Source organism: uncultured Tenacibaculum sp., assembly GCF_947495995.1.
GTDB lineage: Bacteria > Bacteroidota > Bacteroidia > Flavobacteriales > Flavobacteriaceae > Polaribacter.
The window spans coordinates 67,872-82,197 of record NZ_CANMAX010000010.1 but is presented as its reverse complement, the minus strand read 5'-3'; the positions used below and the strand labels follow the sequence as shown (position 1 = coordinate 82,197).

Below are 14,326 nucleotides of genomic sequence, written 5' to 3'. Positions count from 1 at the left end.
TTTTTATCCCTAGAAATAAAATCCCTAAAAAATTATCATGAAAAGTAAATATTATACGCTTCTAATCATAAGTTTACTTTTTCTTAATTGTAAAGAAGAGAAACAAAAAGACTTTTTAGTTTTATCTGGTAAAGTAGATAATTTTAAAAAGAGGAAAATCAAATTATCTGGTTATAAATTTGATAAGAATATTCGTTTTAGAAGAAAAACTAAAAGTTTTTCTGACACCATTAGAGACTTTACTCCTGGTCATTACGAACTACATATAGATCAAAGAATTATCAATATGTATCTTTCAAACTACGATGATTTAAATTTAATGGTAGACGCTAAAATGCGCATTAAAGACCCTATTTTTGAAGGTCAGAATCGTACTATCAACAATTACTTAACTAAGAAAATAAAGAAACACAGTTTTATTTTAGGAAGTGCTGAGCGCTTATTTTCCCTAGAGGAAAGTGAGTTCTTAAGTAAAATGGATAGATATAAATCTGCTTTAGAAGAACTAGCAGAAAAATCTGAATTACCAGAAAATTATCTTCAGCAAGAAAAGAGAAATATTAATTATGAATTTGTTCGTAATATTAATAATTATCAAGCCTTTCATAGACTACTATATGGTAATGATAGATTTCTTGTCTCTGAAAACTTCCCTTCACATTTAATTTCTACTATTGATTTTAATAAAAGTGATGACTATATATATTCTTCATCATATCGTAGAATGATTAAAGAGTTTTTAGAAAAAGAAGCAAATCAAAGAAAATCTGAAGAACGAGATTTTGATTTAGCCTATATTGAAACTATTCACGTAGAGATCAGAGATACTTTAGTAAAGAATGACCTTTTATATAACGCTGCTATAAATATTATTCCAAGAGTTGCTAACCTAAAAGAATACTACAAAAAATACATGTTATTCTCTAGTAACGAGGCTAACAAAAAAGAAATTACAGCTTTATACAACAAGTTAAAGCTTACTGCTAAAGGAGAAAACTCTCCAAAATTCAACAAACTAGAAAATTATGAAGGAGGAATAACATCTTTAGATGATTTAATAGGAAATGGAAAATATAAGTTTATTGATATTTGGGCTACTTGGTGTAGTATTTGTAGAAAAGAAACACCTATTTTAAAGAGATTAGAACAAGAATATCACGGAAAGAACATTGAATTTATTAGTATTAGTGTTGATAAGCTTGAAAACAAAGAAGCTTGGAAAAAAGCTATTAAAGAAGATGAAATGTCTGGTTTGCATCTTTTTGCTGGAGCCACAAAAGAAGACTTTAACTTCACAAAAGATTACTTAATTAAAGGATTACCTCGATTCATTTTAATTGATCCTGATGGTAAAATTGTAACTTCAAACGCACCTAGGCCGAGTAGTTATAAAGAATTAATTAAACTTTTTAACGAAGAGAATATTCAATAAAATTAAAAAAGGCATAAACTTAAGTTTATGCCTTTTTTATTATTTATAATTTTTCTAATAATTATCTCCGTCTAATAAATCACCTATTCCTCCTAAAATACTTCCTTCACCTTTACTTTTTCCTCCTCCAGGAATAGAAGAAAGAACTCTACCAGCTAATCTACTAAATGGTAACGATTGAATAAACACAGTTCCAGGTCCTCTTAATGTAGCGAAAAACAAACCTTCCCCTCCAAAAACTGTATTCTTAATTCCTCCTACAAACTCAATATCATAATCTACACTTTGTGTAAAACCAACAATACAACCAGTATCTACTTTTAAAACTTCTCCTGGTTTTAATTCTTTTTTCGCCATTGTACCTCCAGCATGAATAAAACCTAACCCGTCTCCTTCCATTTTCTGCATAATGAATCCTTCTCCTCCAAACAATCCTCTTCCTAATTTTTTAGAAAATTCTATTCCTATTGAAACACCTTTAGCTGCACATAAAAAAGCATCTTTCTGACAAATAAACTTTCCTCCATATTCATTTAAATCAATTGGAATAATTTTTCCTGGATAAGGAGATGCAAACGAAACTTGTTTTTTTCCATGCCCAACATTAGTAAATACAGTCATAAACAAACTTTCACCTGTTAATATTCTCTTACCTGCAGAAAAAATCTTGCCTAGAAGTCCTTTTTCTTGATTAGATCCATCTCCAAAAATGGTATTCATTTTCACATCAGAATCCATCATCATAAAACTTCCGCTTTCAGCTACAACTCCCTCTTCTGGATCAAGTTCTATTTCAACAAATTGCATTTCTTCACCGTAAATATGATAATCTATTTCGTGTGCATTTTTTAAAAACATAAATTCTATTTTATTTGATTAGACTACAAGTTCTTTATTTTGTTACGCTTTTACTTTAATACTCCATTCAAAATTAAATTTAGATACAGAAACACCTTCTTCGTTAAACCCTTCAGAAGTTAACATTATAGTTTGACCTTCTTTTGTTGCTATTGCTTCTTCTATTTTTTCCTTAATTAAGTTGCCTTGATCACAAGAAAACACAATTTTACCAGTAGCTTTCTTTGTAAACTCTGCATTCATATTAGTAACCAGCATAGAAATTTTCTTCCCTGATTCTTGAATACTCTTCACCATTAATATTCCTGTAGCAAATTCTGCAGCCATTCCTTGTACTGCCCAAAACATTGATTTAAACGGATTTTGATTAATCCAACGATGTTTTACTTTTATTACTGCTTTTTCGTCTGAAATAGATTTTACTCGAATTCCTGTAATAAATGCTGACGGTAACTTAAAAAGTAAAAAAAGATTAATCTTACTCGGTGTAAACTTCATATAAACGTATTTATTCGCAATTTAAGCCTTTTTATTTCTTAATTATTATCCTAAAACCACTTAAAAAATGTTAATTTTTGTTAAATTTTAGTACTATGTATTGCATAATACCTTTTTTTAGATATATATTTGCATTGTAAAGTATTATATAAATCATTTTATTATGAAAAATCAGAACGAAAACACTAATGCTTTTTTGATACACATTTCATCTTTTGCTGGATATTTATTTCCGTTAGGTAGCATTATTACGCCACTTATTTTATGGCAAGCACAAAAAGATAGAAGTCAGTTCTTAGACGAACATGGTAAAGAAGCAGTGAATTTTAATATTAGTTTCGGTCTATATATTTTTATTCTAAGTGCTTCCTTCTTTACTTTTTTCATGAGAAACATTTTTAGAATATTAGATAGATTCGATCATGTAGACTTTGGTCATCAAATTAGTTTTAATGGTGATTTTTTCAGTTTCTTCGGAATCTTCTCTATCGTCGGAATTGTATCACTTATTAAAATAGCTTTAGTGATTATTGCTTCAATGAAAGCGAACAATGGAGAACATTATAAGTATCCATTTATTATAAAATTTATAAAATAACATCCCTTATTAATGAAGATAGAAAACACAAAAGCACAGATGCGAAAGGGAGTTTTGGAGTATTGCATACTTTCCATTTTACAAAAAGGAGATGCCTACACTTCAGAAATCTTAACAACATTAAAGAGTGCAGAAATGATTGTAGTAGAAGGTACTATATATCCGCTACTAACAAGGCTTAAGAACGCTGGACTTTTATCGTACAGATGGGAAGAATCTACTTCTGGCCCACCAAGAAAATATTACGTGTTAACCGAAAATGGTAATATGTTTTTGAAAGAACTCGATAAAACGTGGAATAATTTAGTAAATGCAGTAAATCAAGTAACAAGTACAAAATCAACATCAGATGAATAAGACTATCAATATAAACTTAGGCGGATTCTTCTTCCACATAGATGAAAATGCCTACCAAAAATTAAAACGATATTTAGATGCGATATCCAGATCGTTAAGTGATGATCCACAAGGAAAAAATGAAATTATCTCAGATATCGAAGCTAGAATTAGTGAATTATTATCTGAAAGAATCACAGACGCTAGACAAGTAGTAAATGAAGGAGACATTGATGAAGTTATCGCTATAATGGGACAGCCTGAAGATTATACTGAAGCTGAAGAATCATATAGTGAAAACTATACTTACACTCGTAAAAGAAATCCAAATAAGAAATTATTTAGAGATAGCGACAGCAAGTTTCTTGGAGGTGTGGCTTCTGGTTTAGCTCATTATGTAAATGTTGATACAATATGGATTCGTTTAGCTTTTATATTAGCTGCGGTAACTACTGGAATTGGAGTTTTAGCTTATATTATATTATGGGTATTATTACCTGAAGCAAGAACTACAACAGAGAAATTGCAGATGGAAGGCGAGCCTGTAAATATTGATAGCATTGAAAAAAAAATTCGTAACGAGTTTGAATTCCTCTCAACGAAGCTAAAAGATGGTGCAAATGAGCTTACTGACAAGATTTCGAGCACTGATTATGATAAATTACGTACTCAAACTAAATCTGGATTACAAGATTTTTTAGATACTGTAGGAAAAATTTTATCCTCAATATTTAAGGTTTTCGGTAAGTTCATTGGTGCATTACTCATCTTTGCTTCTGGTGTTACTTTAGTATCATTGTTATTTGCATTATTCTCTATTAGTAGTCTTGAAATATTGGGTTTTGAAGGTGATATGGTTCAATATCCTCCATTTTTTTACGATTCAGTTTTTCCTGAATGGATACTAAGTATTTTTGGATTGTTAGTTGTTGGAATTCCATTTTTTGCGCTATTTATTTTAGGATTAAGAATTTTATCTCCTAATATTAAACGAATTAATACAGCTACAACTTTAACCTTGTTTGGAATTTGGTTAGCATCTTTACTTTTAATTGGATTCTCTGGTTTAGAATATGCTACTTCTAGAGCTAGAACTGGAATAAAAGCAAGCACAAAAACTATAGAATATAACGTAAACAATCCTCTAAAGATTGGAGTTAAAAATAATAATGACATCTACTATTTACACAACTTAGAAAGAAGAAGAAATTCTAAAGAAGTATATGTTGATGATAAAAAGATGAAATATTCTAATAATGTAAAAATTGATGTTGAAAAAAGCGAAAGTAACAAGGCGTATATTGAAATTAAAAAAGAATCAAAAGGTAGAAAAAATAGATCTGCTGCTAAAAACGCTGAAAAGATCAAGTATAAATTTGATTTAAGTGATAACAAAATTGTTTTCGATGCTTATTTCTTATCTGATTTTAAAAACATCTGGAAAAGAGAAGAAGTATACTTAACATTATTTATCCCAGAAGGAACAACAATTTTCTTTGAAAATTCATCTAAAAGATTCTTATATGAAGTAGAAAACACAGATGATATTTATGATAGAGATATGAGTGGTCATCATTTTAAAATGACATCAAAAGGTTTAGAATGTATCGACTGTAAATCTTCAAAAAAAGAAACTTCGGGTTGGAACAAAGATCAAGACGATGATTCAGATGAATGGACTAAAGATTCTACTGAAGACACCAACAATAATAGCAATGATGATGAATTAACTTTCTTATTTGATAGTACAATCAATGATATTAAAGCTGAGTTTATCATTAGTAAACAAACAACAGAAGAACAACTTAACAGATTGATTGATTGGTTTAAGGACAAAAAGAATATTGATATTGAAATCTATGATCCTTTATATACTCAAGAGAACACTATTAAAAGAATAAAATTAAAAATCGATTGTAACGACGGACATAAAGGCGAATTAAAAATCACAAACGGAACATTACAAACTATTTCTAAAGGATTTTTAAGAAACTACGAAGAAGAAGACGGAATATTAGCCTTTAAAACCTGGTAAAAACTAACTTAAAAAATTACTAACTATGAAAGAACTTTATGACTTTTTCTTTACAGGAAACCTATTTTGGAAAATAGTTTTATTATTTTGGTCTTTGCTAGCATCATTGTTTACAAGTGCTCAAGTAAGCGAAATTCCAAACTATACACCGAAGGATATAGAATTACATAACACAATTGTAAAAATGGACAGCATCTTTTTTAATGCATACAACAATTGTGATGTAGAAACTCAAAGAAAATTAATTGATGAAGATTTAGAATTTTATCATGATAATGGTGGTTTAGCTACATCAAAAGAAGAAATATTAGCTGCATTAAAGAAAAATATTTGTAACAAAGTGACAAGAACACTTACTAAAGGTAGTATAGAAGTTTATCCAATACCAGGATACGGTGCAGTACAGATGGGATATCATAAGTTTTTCAACAAACTAGAACCCAACGCCAAATCAGTTCCTAGTAAATTTGTTACAATCTGGAAAAAAGGAAATAATACATGGACAATTACGAGAGTAATTAGTCTTCATTAAAAAAATTAGTTTATCGGTTAGCTAACTTCTAAACTAATACTTGGTTTACTTTGCCAAAGCTCGAAAGGGCTTTGGCTTTTTTGTTTGTTTTCTTAATTTTACCTCATGAAACATTTCTTTACCTCTTTACTCTTTTTCATTTCTTTATCACTCTCATCTCAAGAGCTTCCAAAAGGTTTCTCATATGTGAATGATATCTCCCCTACTATTCAACAAGAATTACGTTACTGCTATAACAACAATTTCATGGGAGTTCCTGTTGATGGTTACATAGAACCTGTTTTAATTACATCAACAAAAACAGCGAATGCTTTAAAAAAAGTTCAAGATCAACTTTTAAAGAAAGGGTTAAGTCTTAAAATATTTGATGCATACAGACCACAATCGGCAGTAAATCATTTTGTACGTTGGGCTAAAATCCCTAGCGATACATTAACAAAACAACAATATTACCCAAAACTAAATAAGCGAAACCTTTTTAAATTAGGATATATCGCTACGAGATCTGGTCATTCAAGAGGAAGTTCGGTAGACTTAACTATAGTCAATTTAAAAACTAATAAAGAGCTAGACATGGGAAGTCCTTATGATTTTTTCGGAAACATTTCCCATGTAAAACATAGTAAATTAACTTCAAAACAAAAAGCTAATAGAATGTTATTGAGAAATGTAATGCTAACTCATGGATTTAAACCTTATTCTTATGAATGGTGGCATTTTACGCTTAGAAACGAGCCTTTTCCTAAAAAATATTTTGATTTCCCTATTAAGTAAGAATTAACACTTTCTATCGACTATATTCAACAAAACGGCACTATCTTTGCAATAACTTGTTTATTATGCGATTATTACTAAACATTCTTATTTTATCATTTTTCATCAACTTCAATGCTACTTTTGCTCAAGTCGATAACTCTACTAGTGGTTCTAAAAAAGGAACTTCTATCGGATTTATTGCTGCTCCTGCAAAAAAAGTAACGAAACCAAAATCGTTAGGTTTTGGCAATAACAATGGTTTTAAAAACGCTAATAAAGAGTTAGAAAAAAAGAGAAAAAGAAAACAACAAGAAGAAGATTTAAAAAATAAAGGGATTTTAACCAAAGCTAAAATCGCTGAAGAAAGATATCTAAAAAACTTTCAAAAGATAAACGGTCAATATAGCTATCCTGTAATCGATCAAGATTTAGGAAGTATTAGTACCGAATCTAAAAGTGTAACAATTGTTTGTCGAGATCATCAATATCCAGATGGAGATCGAGTTACTATTTATGTTAATGACATTCCTGTTATCACAAATTTAACACTAAGACAAAAAGCACAATCTTTCAATATTCCTTTAGAAGAAGGTGTAAACAGAATTAAAATTGTTGCACTAAACCAAGGTTCATCAGGACCAAATACTGCAGCTTTTAAAGTTTTCAATGATGCTGGTATGGTGCTTTCTTCTAACGAATGGAATCTAGCAACAGGAGCTAAAGCCACACTTATTGTTGCAAAAGGCAAATAACTTTCCGAAAACGTTTGAGATAAATCCTAGTTAATGCGTTTTTTATTCTATAAAAAACAGTTATTTTTGTTCTTGCATTAATATTAAGCAACTAGAAACAAACAACATTCATAATGAAAAAAATCACTAAAGAAACCTATCTTGATTGGTATAAGAATATGCTTTTTTGGAGAAAATTCGAAGACAAATTAGCGGCTGTATATATCCAACAAAAAGTTAGAGGTTTTTTACACCTGTACAATGGTCAAGAAGCAGTTTTAGCTGGGGCTTTACATGCTATGGATTTAACTAAGGATAAGATGATTACAGCTTATCGTAATCACGTTCAACCTATCGGTATGGGGGTTGATCCAAAGAGAGTAATGGCTGAGTTATATGGAAAAGCAACAGGTACTTCTCAAGGCTTAGGAGGTTCTATGCATATCTTTTCTAAGGAATTTAGATTTTATGGTGGACACGGAATTGTTGGTGGACAAATTCCATTAGGAGCAGGAATTGCGTTTGGTGATAAATACCATAATAGTGATGCTGTAACTTTATGTTATTTCGGAGATGGAGCTGCTCGTCAAGGTTCATTACACGAAACTTTCAACATGGCAATGAACTGGAAATTACCAGTTATCTTCATTTGTGAAAACAATGGTTATGCAATGGGTACTTCTGTAGAAAGAACTGCAAACCACGAAGATATTTGGAAATTAGGTTTAGGATATGAAATGCCTTGTGGACCAGTAGACGGAATGAATCCTGTAAAAGTAGCTGAAGCTGTTGATGAAGCAATTCAAAGAGCTAGAAAAGGTGAAGGACCAACATTCTTAGAAATGAAAACATACCGATATAGAGGTCACTCTATGTCTGATGCTCAACACTATCGTACTAAAGACGAAGTTGAAGAGTACAAAAAAATAGATCCTATCACTCAAGTTTTAGATATCATTAAGGATAAAAAGTACGCTACAGACGAAGAAATCGACGCTGTAAATAAAGAAGTAAAGGAAATGGTGAAAGAATGTGAAAAATTCGCTGAAGAATCTCCATTCCCAGATCTTAACATCTTACACGACGTAGTATACGAACAAGAAGATTATCCTTTTATCAAATAATAGCAACCAACAAAACTTAGTACATATGGCAACAGTAGTAAATATGCCTCGCTTAAGCGACACAATGGAAGAAGGAGTAGTAGCTTCTTGGTTAAAAAAAGTTGGTGATAAAGTAGAAGAGGGTGATATCTTAGCTGAGATTGAAACTGATAAAGCTACAATGGAATTCGAATCTTTTCATGAAGGAACTTTACTTCATATTGGAGTTCAAGAAGGTGAAGGTGTTCCTGTAGACTCTTTATTAGCTATTATAGGTGAAGAAGGTGAAGACTTTTCTGCGTTATTAAACGGAAATGCTGCACCTAAAGAAGAAACAAAAGAAGCTCCTGTAGAAGAGAAAACTTCAAATTCAAATACAAGAAGCGCTAGTATACCAGAAGATGTTCAACTAGTAACTATGCCTAGATTAAGTGATACTATGGTAGAAGGTACTGTAGCTTCTTGGTTAAAAAACGTAGGTGATAAAGTTGAAGAAGGTGACATTTTAGCTGAAATCGAAACTGATAAAGCTACAATGGAATTTGAATCTTTCTACGAAGGAACTTTATTACACATAGGAATTGAAGAAGGTAACAGCGCACCTGTTGATAGTCTTTTAGCTATTATAGGTAATGAAGGTACAGATGTGGCTGCAGTTATCGAAGCTCATAAAAATGGCGGAGTTGCTACAACCACTCCCAGTACAGAAGACAAAAAAGAAAAAAGCAAGCCTGTTTCAGAAACTATTTCAAATGCTCCAAAAGCTGTAGAAAATACAAACACGAATACTGGAGGAAGAATTTTTGCTTCTCCTTTAGCTAAAAAAATAGCTAAGGATAAAGGAATAAATTTAGCAGATGTTAAAGGTTCTGGTGAAAATGGTAGAATTGTAAAGAAAGATGTAGAAAACTACACTCCTTCTGCTGCACCTCAACCAATTGCTACAGCTTCTACTCCATCAGCAGCACCTCAAGTTACGAGTTTTGCTATCGCTGGTGAAGAAAGAACTGAAGATGTCAAGAATTCTCAAATGCGTAAAGCTATTGCTAGAAGTTTAGGTAATTCTAAATTCTCTGCTCCTCATTTCTACTTAAATATTGAAGTAGATATGGACAATGCAATTGCTTCTCGTAAAACTATAAATGCAATTCCAGATGTAAAAGTATCATTCAACGATATGGTAGTTAAAGCATGTGCAATGGCATTAAGAAAGCACCCTCAAGTAAATACTTCTTGGGAAGAAAATGTAACTAAATATCATAGTCATATTCATGTTGGTGTTGCAGTTGCTGTAGATGAAGGTTTAGTTGTACCTGTAGTGAAACACACAGATGCTTTGACATTAACTCAAATTGGAGCGAGCGTTAAAGATTTAGCAGGAAAAGCTAGAAGTAAAAAGATTAAGCCAAACGAAATGCAAGGTAGTACGTTTACAGTATCTAACTTAGGTATGTTCGGTATTGAGAGCTTTACTTCAATCATTAATCAACCAAACTCTGCGATTTTATCTGTTGGAGCTATTGTTCAAAAACCAGTAGTGAAAGACGGGCAAATTGTTGTTGGTAACACAATGATGTTAACTTTAGCTTGTGATCACAGAACTGTTGATGGTGCTGTGGGAGCTCAATTCTTACAGACATTAAAAACATTTATTGAAAACCCTGTTACCATGTTAGTGTAACTTGTTTTTAAACACATATATAAAAAAACTCGAAGACTATTTCTTCGAGTTTTTTTGTTTTTAACATTATTAAAAATCAAATCTATAATTCATTTTGAATGCAACTCCCCAATTCGTTCGATTAAAATTATCATCAAAGTTATCTGTGATTACTAGATAAACATAACTCAACGGTTTGTATTCCCATTGTAATCTACTATTCACATTAAAGTTATTTCGTTGATTATTATATTGAACATATGTCGTCCAATTCAAACGATTATTGAAAAAAATCTGACCGGTGAATCGATTCAAATGAAATACCTCTTTTCCTAATTCATGTAAATCAATAGAATTTACATCATGTGACAATTCTAAATTAGCAAAAGGTAACAGCTGATAATTCAAATATATTCCTCCTGAAATTTTATCTCCTCCATAGAACTTTCCTTTTTGAATATTTACACGGTAACGAAATTGTTGGTTATTTGCAGAGTTATATCCAACTTTTATATTCCAGTTTTGATAATTATCAGGAGACAATGCATTACCGTTTCCAAGAATATCAAAACCATATTTCAGGTCAATATCATCATAATTCAATACATAATACATTGCTGAGAAATCTTTAAAAAATACGGCTGAATTCAAAAAATGACTCATTTGATTTAAACTTCCATCAATATCAAAGTAAGTATCGTTAACATAATTCACATATCGAATAGAATTCAGATTTTTAGATTCATCATAAAACTTAGTGTATTGCAAACTACTTGAAGTTTGATAATAACCTTCTCTAACTAGCAAATCATTTATAGCATCGTAAGTAAACAATCTTGGTGTAAAACCTACATCTGTTAGATAATTATCTTGAACATTTTTTATAGAAAAACCTCCTTGTAATCCTCTGTCGTTATAATCAATTCCAACATTAAAAAATTTGTTTTTCCCTGAAATATCATCATTAAAACTCATCGCCATATTCGCTAATCCAATCCATTTTTTATTATCAGATTTGAAATTCAAATTAACTCCTGTTATGCGATTGTAATCATCAACAAAATTAAATCCAGCTGTTTCTTGTCTATTTATCAGAAAAGCTGTTGCAGATAACTGCTTTAACACTTGCTGTTCTCCAACCAATACTGTATAATTTTGAGCATTAATATTTTCATTCTTATCGGTTTGAACATTCATTACTCCTACTCTAGTTTTTTGGGCTATGTTTCCAGATAATTTTAGTCCGAATTGAATTTCATTCTCAGCGCCTATTTTTCTAGAATAAAACGGATTCACATCTGATGTTCCCAGGTTTGAAAATAAATCTGCATTCTCTAAAAAAAAGTTTCGCCGTTCAGGAAAAAAAACTGAAAAACGAGATAGATTAGTTACTTGCTGATCTACATCGATCTGAGAAAAATCTGGGTTGATTGTAGCATCCAACTTTAAGGAAGAAGACACATTATATTGTACATCTAAACTCGGCCTAAACATAGTTTCTTCATCACTATCAACATTCTGATAATTTAAAGTCACAGAAGGAGAAACTGCAAATCGAGAACGAATCGTTTCAGGCACTTCTTCTAAAGTAAATGCTCTTGTAAAACGCAAATCGAAGGTTGGATAATTTCTACTTAAATCAGTAAGTATTGTCCATGAGTTATTTTTAATATCTCTCACGTAAAATTGAACTCCAAATGTTGTATTCTGTTTATCAAAATTTAGCGCTTTAAAAGGAATAGCAATTTCATAAACTTTATCATTTCCAATAACCGATGTTTTAGTTCTCCAAACTGCATTCCAACTAAAATTTAAACCATAGCCAGTTTCATTTCGTTCAACCAAAGCATCTACTTGCGTTCCATAAGTATTAACAGCAAATAAATTTCCGTTTTGTTGTTGATGTTGTGTATCTAAAACCATTACAAAAGCATCACTTATACCTATAGAAACATCTCTTTTTAAAGAACTTACTTGTTGCTTAGAAGTGGTATCGTGATATACAGCTCCTATGTATAGAAATTCTCCATCGTGATATATTTTGACTTCTGTTTGATTTTTAGCTAAACCTTCATCTGTTGGCAAAAGATTGTGAAAATTTGTATGCTTTGGAATTGTTTTCCAAACCTCTTCATTCAACTTTCCATCTATTTCAATAGTAACAGCTTTAAATGGAATTGATGAACTTTGGGCAAAACCAACTAAACTGACAAAAAAAAGAACAACAACTTTAATTATTTTCATGCTACTTACTGTCTTTTACTTTTGTAGCTGTTTTACTGATAATTTGCCAGTTCTCGTTAACTTTTTTCAACAAGAATAAATCTATGTAAACCCATTTTCTATCTGGTCCAGCAATTTCAACCTTTGCAAAAGCGATATCTTTTATAATATCTATCGATAATACTTTACCAACACGACCGTTAAATTCTCCCTTCTTACGATTCTTGAAAAAACCAGCATATTCTTCTGGAGTAAATCTTTTGAATCCGTCTCTTGTTGTTAAGTATAAAGTTGCATTTTCAGCAAAGGCACTTTTTAAAGTATCTAATTCGTTATACGAGCTTCCTTTGATATAATTTTGAAGTGTTTTTTCTAGGTTACTAAACTCTGATTGACCTGATAAAACTTGTGATAAAATAAATGCACATACTAATAAAGTTCGTTTCATAATTTTGAATTTAAATTTGATTCAAAACTCTTGAAAGACTTTTTTAATAAGATGATTTTTTATAATTCAGGTGTCCAGAATTATAAAACTAGACTATAAAAACTGTTTTTGGAATTGTAATGGAGTTAATCCAACTACTTTTTTAAAGGTCGCGTAAAAATTTGATTTAGAAGAAAATCCAGCTTCAAAACCTATTGCTTCAAGTGTTAATTCTGTTCGTTCTTGTAGTAATTTTTTAGCTTCTTCAATTCTATACTCATTCATGTAAGCCGCAAAACTTTTCCCTAAGTTATCATTTAATAATTGCGATAATTTATGCGGTGTAATATTGATCCCTTTTGCTACATCTGAGATTTTCACATTAGTATCTTTATATAAAGCTTGAGTAATAATTAACTCATTTAACTCTTCTAATAAACCTTTCGCTTCAGTCTCTATAATTTTCTTTGATGCATATTTCTCTGGAATATCTTTAAAAATTTCTTCTCTATTTTTCTTTGACAAGAAGAAAATCAGCAAGACATAAAAAACAATTGAAAATGTAATTGTACCAATTAAATATAGATAAAACATACCTATTAAGTACGCAACAAAAATTAACAAATTAGCAACATAAACCCAGATTAACCAAAGTTCGGAAGTTGTACATTTTTCAGTTTTTTCAAATAGCTTTTTAAATGTATCTTTTAGAATATAACCTGTAGCCAACACATAAATTCCCCACACTGCATAAATAAAATAAACAATGTACATACTCCATAATTTCTTAGCGTTTTCATAAGGATAATTGAATCCTAAAACAATAATTATTGATGCTAAAAAAACGAAGTTTAGCTTCCACTTTAAAGGAAACTCTTTTCTATTTTCTAATGACGATTTTATATAGTAAAAAAGGCTCACTCCTATTAAAAAACAAGCCGATAAACCAATTTGTATTAAAGTTATGTTTCGCTCTTCTCTTGGTGTAAAAATCACGTATAAAGATTTACCAATTCTCATACTAAGGAACTGAACTAATAACCCGAATAATAGATTCTGTGTTCTTTTTTCTCGATTAAAAAAAAGGAAATAAAATGCAACCAGAAAACCATTAAATACTCCTAAGCCACAAATAAA

General features: G+C 30.7%; 14 protein-coding genes. 9 read left to right on the top strand and 5 right to left on the bottom strand.

Going from position 1 to position 14,326, the window contains the following annotated elements; translation table 11 throughout:
* Positions 1–37: 37 nt before the first annotated feature.
* A complete protein-coding gene (locus tag Q1A15_RS18765; RefSeq protein WP_299627603.1) occupies positions 38–1,432 on the top strand; it encodes a TlpA disulfide reductase family protein in 1,395 nt (464 codons plus the stop codon).
* Positions 1,433–1,486: 54 nt separating this feature from the next.
* Here Q1A15_RS18765 and Q1A15_RS18760 read toward each other — a convergent pair whose 3' ends face one another.
* Both Q1A15_RS18760 and Q1A15_RS18755 read right to left on the bottom strand, forming a co-directional pair.
* Positions 1,487–2,290, bottom strand: a complete 804-nt coding sequence (locus tag Q1A15_RS18760) for a TIGR00266 family protein (RefSeq protein WP_299627601.1) — start codon at positions 2,288–2,290, stop codon at positions 1,487–1,489.
* 42 nt (positions 2,291–2,332) lie between these two features.
* The gene (locus Q1A15_RS18755; protein ID WP_299627599.1) at positions 2,333–2,788 is read right to left on the bottom strand and encodes a DUF4442 domain-containing protein; all 456 of its coding nucleotides are present in this window, start codon (positions 2,786–2,788) and stop codon (positions 2,333–2,335) included.
* 163 nt (positions 2,789–2,951) lie between these two features.
* Between Q1A15_RS18755 and Q1A15_RS18750 the strand changes: the two genes are divergently transcribed.
* The 8 genes from Q1A15_RS18750 (at position 2,952) to Q1A15_RS18715 (ending at position 10,560) form a co-directional block, all read left to right on the top strand.
* On the top strand, positions 2,952–3,386 hold the full coding sequence (locus Q1A15_RS18750; protein ID WP_299627597.1) for a DUF4870 domain-containing protein: 435 nt from the start codon (positions 2,952–2,954) through the stop codon (positions 3,384–3,386).
* A 12-nt stretch (positions 3,387–3,398) separates the two neighbouring features.
* Complete coding sequence (locus tag Q1A15_RS18745; protein WP_299627595.1) at positions 3,399–3,743, top strand: PadR family transcriptional regulator; 345 nt, start codon at positions 3,399–3,401, stop codon at positions 3,741–3,743.
* Positions 3,736–5,757 carry a PspC domain-containing protein gene (locus tag Q1A15_RS18740; protein ID WP_299627593.1) on the top strand — a complete coding sequence of 674 codons (2,022 nt, stop codon included), beginning with the start codon at positions 3,736–3,738 and terminating at the stop codon, positions 5,755–5,757. Before Q1A15_RS18745 ends, Q1A15_RS18740 begins: the two co-directional genes overlap by 8 nt.
* Positions 5,758–5,782: 25 nt before the next feature.
* Positions 5,783–6,289, top strand: coding sequence for a nuclear transport factor 2 family protein (locus Q1A15_RS18735; protein WP_299627591.1), 507 nt, complete (start codon positions 5,783–5,785; stop codon positions 6,287–6,289).
* A 105-nt stretch (positions 6,290–6,394) separates the two neighbouring features.
* Positions 6,395–7,063: a M15 family metallopeptidase gene (locus Q1A15_RS18730; RefSeq protein WP_299627589.1), complete on the top strand. Its 669-nt coding sequence runs from the start codon at positions 6,395–6,397 to the stop codon at positions 7,061–7,063.
* A gap of 65 nt (positions 7,064–7,128) precedes the next feature.
* A complete protein-coding gene (locus Q1A15_RS18725) occupies positions 7,129–7,797 on the top strand; it encodes a hypothetical protein (RefSeq protein WP_299627587.1) in 669 nt (222 codons plus the stop codon).
* 113 nt (positions 7,798–7,910) lie between these two features.
* Positions 7,911–8,900: a pyruvate dehydrogenase (acetyl-transferring) E1 component subunit alpha gene (pdhA, locus tag Q1A15_RS18720; RefSeq protein WP_299627585.1), complete on the top strand. Its 990-nt coding sequence runs from the start codon at positions 7,911–7,913 to the stop codon at positions 8,898–8,900.
* Positions 8,901–8,925: 25 nt separating this feature from the next.
* Positions 8,926–10,560 (top strand): pyruvate dehydrogenase complex dihydrolipoamide acetyltransferase, encoded by a 1,635-nt coding sequence (locus tag Q1A15_RS18715; RefSeq protein WP_299627583.1) that lies wholly within the window; start codon positions 8,926–8,928, stop codon positions 10,558–10,560.
* A gap of 69 nt (positions 10,561–10,629) precedes the next feature.
* On the opposite strand, the gene Q1A15_RS18710 is transcribed toward Q1A15_RS18715, so the two are convergent.
* The 3 genes from Q1A15_RS18710 to Q1A15_RS18700 form a co-directional block, all read right to left on the bottom strand.
* Positions 10,630–12,783: a DUF5916 domain-containing protein gene (locus Q1A15_RS18710; protein ID WP_299627581.1), complete on the bottom strand. Its 2,154-nt coding sequence runs from the start codon at positions 12,781–12,783 to the stop codon at positions 10,630–10,632.
* 1 nt (position 12,784) lies between these two features.
* On the bottom strand, positions 12,785–13,210 hold the full coding sequence (locus tag Q1A15_RS18705) for a nuclear transport factor 2 family protein (RefSeq protein WP_299627579.1): 426 nt from the start codon (positions 13,208–13,210) through the stop codon (positions 12,785–12,787).
* 93 nt (positions 13,211–13,303) lie between these two features.
* Positions 13,304–14,209: a helix-turn-helix domain-containing protein gene (locus tag Q1A15_RS18700; protein ID WP_299627577.1), complete on the bottom strand. Its 906-nt coding sequence runs from the start codon at positions 14,207–14,209 to the stop codon at positions 13,304–13,306.
* Between the last annotated feature and the right edge of the window lie 117 nt (positions 14,210–14,326).